Raw genomic sequence first — 7,845 nt, forward strand, 5'->3', positions numbered from 1 at the left:
GATAAGCCAGTGAATCAATGCCTTGTCTCATATCCGTTTTCCCACATACGAGATAGACCTGCCCTAGGCTAGATAGATGAATTGTCATAGAGCAACACCTTATCCAAAAGCTCTTCTATCATTTCGAGATTGAGGGATTGAAAAAAACTTACTTCAAGCTTGCCAATACGAATTTTAAGCAGAATATCATTTCTCTTTTTAGAATCAAAACGACGAGATTGTGGAATCTCTACAGGAACAATAGGTTGTGGCATTAAAATATCCTCCAATAGTTTTACTTTACTAATAGTATACAGGAGGTCTTCCATGAATGATAGATACCTTGTTATGACGCGCTTACGAAGCAACCAATAATCTCATTAAGCTTATCAAACGAAATGCCTTTGGATTTCGGAACTTTGAAAACTTCAAAAAACGGATTTTTATCGCTCTGAACATCAAAAAAGAAAGGACGAAATTTGTCCTTTCTCGAGCTTAGCTGACTTCAACCCACTACAGTTGACAAAGAGCCTAAAAATTGACATGGAAATTATAAAACCATTACTAGTTTAGTCCTTTTTGATAACGTGCCAATTCGGCTTGGTTCGCCCAAATATAGTGACCTGGACGGATTTCAACCATGGATGGTTTATCAGTCTCATAGTCGTGTTGACTTGGGTCGTAAACCTTCAAGACCTTCTTACGTTCCAAGATTGGGTCTGGAATTGGTACCGCTGAAAGCAAGGCTTGAGTATATGGGTGAATTGGATTGTTAAACAATTCTTCTGTCTCTGCAACCTCTACAATAACACCCTTGTAAATAACTGCGATACGATCTGAAATAAAACGAACAACCGACAAGTCATGGGCGATAAAGAGATAGGTCAAGCCAAGTTCTTTTTGGAATTTTTTGAGCAAGTTCAAGACTTGGGCTCGCACAGAAACGTCCAAGGCTGAAATTGGTTCATCCGCAATAACAAAGTCTGGTTGCATGACCAAGGCACGGGCAATACCGATACGTTGACGTTGACCACCTGAAAACTCATGAGGGTAACGAGTCAAATGCTCAGCAAGCAGACCCACTTCACGGATAATATTTTGAACTTTCTCTTCACGCTCTGCTTCATCCTTAAACAAATGGTGATTGTAAAGACCTTCAGAAATAATATAATCAACAGTCGCACGTTCATTCAAACTTGCCGCAGGGTCTTGGAAAATCATCTGGATACGACGAATCAATTCCGCAGCTTGTTCACGCGATTTCTTACCATTAATCTTTTGACCCTCAAAAATGATATCTCCATTACTTGTATCATTGAGACCGATGATAGCACGACCAATAGTTGTTTTCCCACTACCTGACTCACCAACAAGCGAGAACGTTTCTCCCTTGTTGATAAAGAAGTTAGCATTTTTAACCGCGACAAACTTCTTACTTCCTTCACCGAAGGAAATTTCTAAATCTTTAATTTCTACTAATTTTTCAGACATTTCCTTCCTCCTAGTCAGCCAGATGGGCAAATCCCATTTTTTCACGGATCTTATCATGGAGATTTGCAATCACAGCTGGTTTTTCTACTTTTGGAGCATCCTCATGAAGAAGCCAAGTTTTAGCCCAATGTGTCTCTGATACTGAGAATTGAGGAGCTTTTTGTTCGAAGTCAATCTGCATTGCATAGTCAGAACGCAAGGCAAAGGCATCCCCTTTCAAGTCAGTATAAAGTGACGGAGGTGTTCCTGGGATTGAGTAAAGATCCCCTTTATCATCAGCAAGCTGAGGCAAGCTAGACAAGAGACTCCATGTATATGGATGGCAAGCGTCATAGAAGACTTCCTCAACAGTTCCATACTCAACGATTTCTCCTGCATACATAACCGCTACCTTATCCGCAATACTTGCTACCACACCAAGGTCGTGAGTGATAAAGATTGTTGTGAAATGATACTCGTTTTGTAAAGATTTTAGCAAATCAATAATCTGAGCTTGAATGGTTACATCCAAGGCAGTTGTTGGCTCATCACAGATCAAGACATCAGGTCGGCAGGCAAGGGCAATCGCAATAACGATACGTTGACGCATTCCTCCAGAATATTGGAATGGGTATTCATCAAAACGTCTATCTGCGTCTGGGATTCCAACTTTATTCATGTAGTCAATGGCCAATTCTTTTGCTTCCTTGGCTGTTTTTCCTTGGTGTTTTACAATAACTTCTGTAATCTGGCTACCAATTGTTTTAATGGGGTCCAAACTAGTCATTGGATCCTGGAAGATAGTCGCAATCTTAGCACCACGAATTTGTTCCCAATCCTTGTGAGAAGATAGATTTGTCAAATCCTGACCACGGTAGTCAATACTACCTTGGGCAATGCGACCATTTTCTTCGAGCATACCTGTGAAGGTCTTTGTCAAAACAGATTTTCCTGATCCTGACTCACCTACCAAGGCTAATACTTCTCCTTCAACTAGTTCAAGGGAAACGCCGCGAATGGCTGTCAATACTTTGTCACGAACGTCAAATTCCACGACAATATCGCGAGCAGTCAAAATTACATTTTTTTCTTTTGTCATTTCTACTCCTATCTATGTGTACGTGGATCACTAGCATCCGCTAAGTTTTGACCAACTACGAAAAGGGACAAGGATACCAAAACAAGGGTTGTCAATGGAATCCAGAACAAGTAAGCATTGGTTGTTACGTTTTGTGAATAATCCGAAATCAAACGACCCAAACTTGGCACTGTAATCGGCAATCCAAGACCGAAGAAAGACAAGAAGGCTTCGTATGAGATAAAGCTTGGAAGCATTTGAGTCATCGTTGTCACAATAACAGATACCAATTGTGGCATAATGTTTTTGGCAACAATCTTCAAGGTTGGTGTTCCCAAAGTACGTGACGCCAAGTTGTATTCCAAATCACGATAACGCAAGATTTGCACACGGATCATGAAGGCAATCCCAATCCATGTCGTCACACTCATAGCAAAAATCAGATTCCAGAATCCAGCTCCGATTGAGTAAGTCAAGACAATGACAATCAAAAGAGATGGGATGTTTGAGATGACGTTATAAACTTCCATCATGACACGGTCAACTGATTTTGAAATTCCCCAAATACCACCGACAAAAACACCGATAACCAAGTTAATCACTGTCGCAATCACAGAAATAAGGATAGAGTTACGAGCTCCAAACCAGACACCGTCAAAGAGTGATTTACCGTTACTGTCTGTACCGAACCAATGCTCAGCATTTGGCTTGATATAACGAGCACTAAAGTCGTTTACCTTGCTGACATCATTGAAATCAAACTTAGAAAACATTGGGTAGATGAAACTCATCAAAATGATGGCTACCAAGATTCCCAACATGACTACAGTTGATTTTTTCTTCATAAATTGTCTAAACACTGATTTCCAGTAAGAATATGCTGGCGCATCAATAGTTTCAGAGGCAAAATCGTCACGTTTTATAAACTGAAATTTTTCTTTATCGATTGTAGACATTATTTGCCTCCTTTCTCAGTCAATTTAATACGTGGGTCAATAATAGTCATCCAAATATCTCCCAAAAGACGTGAGAAGATAGAAATACATGTAAAGATGAAGACAAGACCAACGACCATAGAGTTATTAGATGCTTTTACAGAGTCAATCAACATTTTACCCATACCTGGGAAGGCGAAGACTGTTTCAGTAAGGGTTGCACCACCGATAACCCCAATAATAGCACCAGGAATTCCTGAAACCAGCGGAACCATGGCATTTTTAAAGATGTGTTTGTTTGAAATTTCTTTTTCAGACAAACCTTTTGCACGAGCGAAACGAACAAAGTCTTGAGATTGCAAGTCAATCATGTAACGACGAATCCAAATAGCTGTACCAGGAGCACCCAACAAACCAAGGATGACTGCTGGTAAAACGTAAGAACGCCAATCTCCAGCTCCCAAGATAGGGAACGAATCTGGAAGACCAATAGATGATCCAATCAATCGAACGATGTAAACCAAGGCAATGGTTGGAAGAGCAAGCAAGAAGGTCAAAGCCCCTGTTGAGAAGCTATCAATCCAAGTGTTCTTGAAACGAGCCATGGCTGAACCAAGTGGCACTGCAATCGCATAAGAAATCACCAAACCAATCAAACCAGTAATAGCAGAGCTGACAATCATAGATGGATATTGGTAATTACTTTCAGTCGCTGTATAAGGATCATCTTTCCCATAGCTAGCTACTTCACGAGAGTCAGCCTGACTAGGTGACTTGTAGGTTCTTGAGTAAATATTTACAGAAGACGTTTTCTTACCTGTTGGGAACTGAACTTGGGCAGTTTTGGTTTGTCCTTGACCTTGAGTAATAACCTGAAGAACTGGTGTATTAGCATAGGTTGGATAAGAGTCACCTAAATTGATGTTCACAAAATTTTGATGCACAAATGGGAACTGACTGTTAAAGTACAAGAGATATTTATGTTTAGTTCCTGAACCGACCAATGACCATCCGATAGCTGGATCATTTTCGAAACGAAGGTAACGTTTCAAGTCTGGATTTTCAGGATCTTGGATTTTATTTGTATGGTCAATGTCAATCAAGTTAGCATAGAAGTGAAAAACACGTTCAAAAATGGGGATTTCACGACTAGCATAGAATTGACCACTTTCAGTAAATTCTCCCAAAGTCCAACCATGACCTAATTGATTGATGTACTTTTCATAAATAGCTTTATTGGTCGCATTTGCTTCTACTGTTACAGAAGAATCCATGCTACTTGCCTTTTCTTGCAACTCTTTAGTATCGTAATACTCAATGTAGCCCATACGCTCAAACACAGTATTTTCATAGTTATCACGTTTATCAGCCGTTGTCGCAATTTTATTATAGTTAGGATCCTGCTTGAAAATCAATTTTCGAGGAACCAAGGTATAGATAATCGTGTAGGTCAAAGTCGTCACTAAGAAAATCGAAACCAATGACCGCAAAACACGCATAAAAATATATTTTTTCATATTATTTCCTTTAAAAATCCCAAAAGAACCTTCTCCTCATGGAGAGAAAGTTCTATTAGAAATTATTTACTTCACATGACTTGCCAATTCTTTTTGAGCTTTCTCATTTGATTCAGCTTTTTCTTTCAACCATTTTTCACGAGCTTTTTCATACTCTTTCTTAGTCACCGCTTTATCTTGCAATTTCAAATATTTGAAGTAAACATCTGACCCCTTAGAGCCTGTTTGCGCAGAAGCTCCAGTAAATGGAACAACTCGTGAAAGCACCGGTGCTGCACCAGAAGAAGCCATAGCAGGAATAAAGAGAGAACTATCAGTCAACCATGCTTGAGCCGCTGCATATTTTTCATAACGGACATTCAAGTCGCTTGTCTCTTTGGCAGCTTCATCAACCAATTTATCGTATTCTTTCAAACCAACTTGAACTACTGAAGGGCTATTTGGATTATCAAATCCTAAATATGTTTTTGTAGTTTCACTGCTAGTTGTTTTTAAAATATCCAAGTAAGTAGATGGGTCTTGATAGTCTGGTCCCCATGTAACTCCTCCCGATACATCCCAATCCTCAGATGAAGCATTGGCAGCATAGTAAGTAATATTAAGGAATTCATCACTTGTCATTTGTTGAATATCGACAACGACATTTTCAACACCAAGAACTGTTTCTACAGATTGTTTAAAGGACTGAATACGGGCGATGTAGCCTTTTGATGCTTGGTCTACTGGAACATCCAGATGAATAGGAAACTGAACGCCATCTGCTTCTAAAGCTTTCTTAGCTTTCGCAAACTCTGCCTTGGCCTTGTCAGCATTGAATAAACCATCCTGCCCATCAGCTAAATTCACACCTTTCCACTCATCTCCATAAGCAGGAAGTTGAGCAGCGACTAAATCACCAAAGGTCTTCTCACCAACTGAAACAAAGTCTGGTTTTACAAATAGATTACGAACTGCTAAAGCTGCTCCATCTTTACCATTGATTTGAGCTGAGTAAGCTGAGCGATCAAGAGCAAAATTCAAGGCTTGACGGAAATCTTTGTTAAGCAATGCCTTCTTAGTAGCTGCTTTCTCTGAATCTGTAGTTTTAGAAGTATAGTTGTAACTTTGGCGATCAACATTCACACCCAGACCAGCAATCCCAGAGCCTGGTTGTGTGTAATAGATATTGTCCTTGTATTTTTCTGCAATCTTAGAATAGTTGGAGCTGGTAGGGAAAAGACGGGCATAACTATAAGCTCCACTAGTGAAGTTACGCTCTAGCGACTCCTGATCTGAGCCATCATAGTAAGCTAGATTGATAGTATCTAGGTGGACATTTTCTTTATCCCAATATTGCTCATTTTTTACAAACTCTACAGAAGATTTTGCAGTCAACCCTTTCAACAAGAATGGACCATTATAAAGCAAGGATGTCGGATCTGTTGGTTTAGCAAAATCGCTTCCTTTTGATGTTTCGAATTCTTCATTCAGAGGCCAGAAAATAGAATAGGTCAACTTAGAGTTCCAGAACGGTTCAGGCTGGTTCAAAGTGTATTGTAACGTATAATCATCAACCGCCTTGACACCAACTGTTGAAAAATCTGTTGAAGTTCCTGATAGATAATCTGCCAAGCCTTTAACCGAGTTTTCAGCTAGATACATAGCTTCTGATTTTTTATCTGCTGCGTGTTTTAAGCCGTTCACGAAATCTTTAGCCGTCACCTCTGCATATTCTTCTCCATCAGAGGTAAACCATTTAACCCCTTTACGAATCTTATAAGTGTAGGTCAAACCATCCTTAGAGACTTCCCAATCCTCTGCAACTGCAGGAGCAAGATTACCGTAATTATCGTTAGTGAATAAACCATCAATCCCATTTGAAGTCACTACTGTTGTACTATTTTTACTTGAAATCAGGTAGTCCAAGGTTTCTGGGTCTGCTGTATAAACATAGCCATAAGCTTTAGGGGCTGATGAATCAGATGATTTTGAAGAACTGCATGCTGCAAGTACACCTGCTGCTAATAAAACAAGACCTGCTGTAGCAAATACACGATTTTTTTTCATTTTCTACTCCTCTGTTTATGTGAATTATAGATTGACAACCATTATATCACATTATCCATTAAAAATCAAACAAATTTTCAGAATATTTAGGCTTGTTGGCACAAATTTTTCATTTTTTTGAATATATGATTCAAATTGTCGTTCGAAATGTCAAAGACTACAGTGAAAATAGGAAATTTGACGCAGAAACTTTGGAGCTTAGGAAGACATACAGTAAAATAAAATACGGACGGAACAATGTGATTTTGGAATTCAAATCATTTTATAACAATATTAGACTTCCTGCAAAACTAGAATCCTAGTTCATGATTGATAATGCCAGCAATCAAATTCATTCGTAATCCGAAGCGTTTACGATGATTTCGATAGGTTGTTGAAAACTATTTTAAACGTTTTCATAGTGAAATGAAATAAGAACGGGACAAATCAATCAAGACAGTCAAATCGATTTCTAACAATGTTTTAGAAGTAGAGGTGTACTATTCTAGTTTCAATCTACTATACTTTGTCAAAAATACTCTCAACCTTGATTCTCTCCTTAGATAGCGCATGGTTACAGGCTTTCTCTTCAGCTGTTAGCGGCTTGAGTTTGCTGGATTTACGTGGAGTTTGTGCTTGAGGATATAGCTTCATGATTCCTTGATAACCACTGTCAGCCAAGATTTTACCAGCTTGTCCGATATTTCTGCGACTCGTTTTGAACAACTTCATATCATGACAATAGTTCACAGCGATATCCAAAGAAACAATTCTCCCTTGACTTGTGACAATCGCTTGAGCCTTCATAGCGTGGCATTTCTTTTTATAGTCATTTAGTTTT

Annotated in this window: 6 protein-coding genes and 3 pseudogenes; 1 reads left to right on the forward strand and 8 read right to left on the reverse strand. The window is 39.0% G+C overall.

The annotated features are described in order from the left end of the window. Nucleotides 1-68: 68 nt before the first annotated feature. Nucleotides 69-254 (reverse strand): hypothetical protein, encoded by a 186-nt coding sequence (locus HT709_RS09510; RefSeq protein ID WP_031223047.1) that lies wholly within the window; start codon nucleotides 252-254, stop codon nucleotides 69-71. 86 nt (nucleotides 255-340) lie between these two features. On the opposite strand from HT709_RS09510, the pseudogene HT709_RS09515 reads away from it, so the two are divergent. Next, nucleotides 341-478: pseudogene (locus HT709_RS09515) on the forward strand (ISL3 family transposase); the annotation flags it as partial. A 65-nt stretch (nucleotides 479-543) separates the two neighbouring features. Here the strand turns inward: HT709_RS09515 and HT709_RS09520 are convergent. From HT709_RS09520 to HT709_RS09550, 7 genes and pseudogenes are all read right to left on the reverse strand, one after another. Next, nucleotides 544-1,470, reverse strand: a complete 927-nt coding sequence (locus HT709_RS09520; RefSeq protein WP_001291299.1) for an ATP-binding cassette domain-containing protein — start codon at nucleotides 1,468-1,470, stop codon at nucleotides 544-546. Nucleotides 1,471-1,480: 10 nt separating this feature from the next. Continuing rightward, complete coding sequence (locus tag HT709_RS09525) at nucleotides 1,481-2,548, reverse strand: ABC transporter ATP-binding protein (protein WP_000159563.1); 1,068 nt, start codon at nucleotides 2,546-2,548, stop codon at nucleotides 1,481-1,483. 8 nt (nucleotides 2,549-2,556) lie between these two features. After that, nucleotides 2,557-3,483: an oligopeptide ABC transporter permease OppC gene (oppC, locus tag HT709_RS09530; RefSeq protein WP_000103690.1), complete on the reverse strand. Its 927-nt coding sequence runs from the start codon at nucleotides 3,481-3,483 to the stop codon at nucleotides 2,557-2,559. After that, the gene (locus tag HT709_RS09535) at nucleotides 3,483-4,979 is read right to left on the reverse strand and encodes an ABC transporter permease (protein ID WP_000759897.1); all 1,497 of its coding nucleotides are present in this window, start codon (nucleotides 4,977-4,979) and stop codon (nucleotides 3,483-3,485) included. Before HT709_RS09535 ends, oppC begins: the two co-directional genes overlap by 1 nt. A gap of 66 nt (nucleotides 4,980-5,045) precedes the next feature. Beyond that, a complete protein-coding gene (locus HT709_RS09540; protein WP_172925717.1) occupies nucleotides 5,046-7,025 on the reverse strand; it encodes a peptide ABC transporter substrate-binding protein in 1,980 nt (659 codons plus the stop codon). A 290-nt stretch (nucleotides 7,026-7,315) separates the two neighbouring features. Continuing rightward, a pseudogene (locus HT709_RS09545) lies at nucleotides 7,316-7,411 on the reverse strand (IS5/IS1182 family transposase); the annotation flags it as partial. Between the two features lie 115 nt (nucleotides 7,412-7,526). Beyond that, nucleotides 7,527-7,845: pseudogene (locus HT709_RS09550) on the reverse strand (transposase family protein); the annotation flags it as partial.

The organism is Streptococcus sp. 1343, from assembly GCF_013277355.1.
GTDB lineage: Bacteria > Bacillota > Bacilli > Lactobacillales > Streptococcaceae > Streptococcus > Streptococcus pseudopneumoniae.

Bases quoted from the DNA above. Each gene is read 5' to 3' on its own strand.
- HT709_RS09520 (WP_001291299.1), bottom strand. From the start codon at position 1,470: ATGTCTGAAAAATTAGTAGAAATTAAAGATTTAGAAATTTCCTTCGGT.
- HT709_RS09540 (WP_172925717.1), bottom strand. From the start codon at position 7,025: ATGAAAAAAAATCGTGTATTTGCTACAGCAGGTCTTGTTTTATTAGCA.
- HT709_RS09510 (WP_031223047.1), bottom strand. From the start codon at position 254: ATGCCACAACCTATTGTTCCTGTAGAGATTCCACAATCTCGTCGTTTT.
- oppC (WP_000103690.1), bottom strand. From the start codon at position 3,483: ATGTCTACAATCGATAAAGAAAAATTTCAGTTTATAAAACGTGACGAT.
- HT709_RS09535 (WP_000759897.1), bottom strand. From the start codon at position 4,979: ATGAAAAAATATATTTTTATGCGTGTTTTGCGGTCATTGGTTTCGATT.
- HT709_RS09525 (WP_000159563.1), bottom strand. From the start codon at position 2,548: ATGACAAAAGAAAAAAATGTAATTTTGACTGCTCGCGATATTGTCGTG.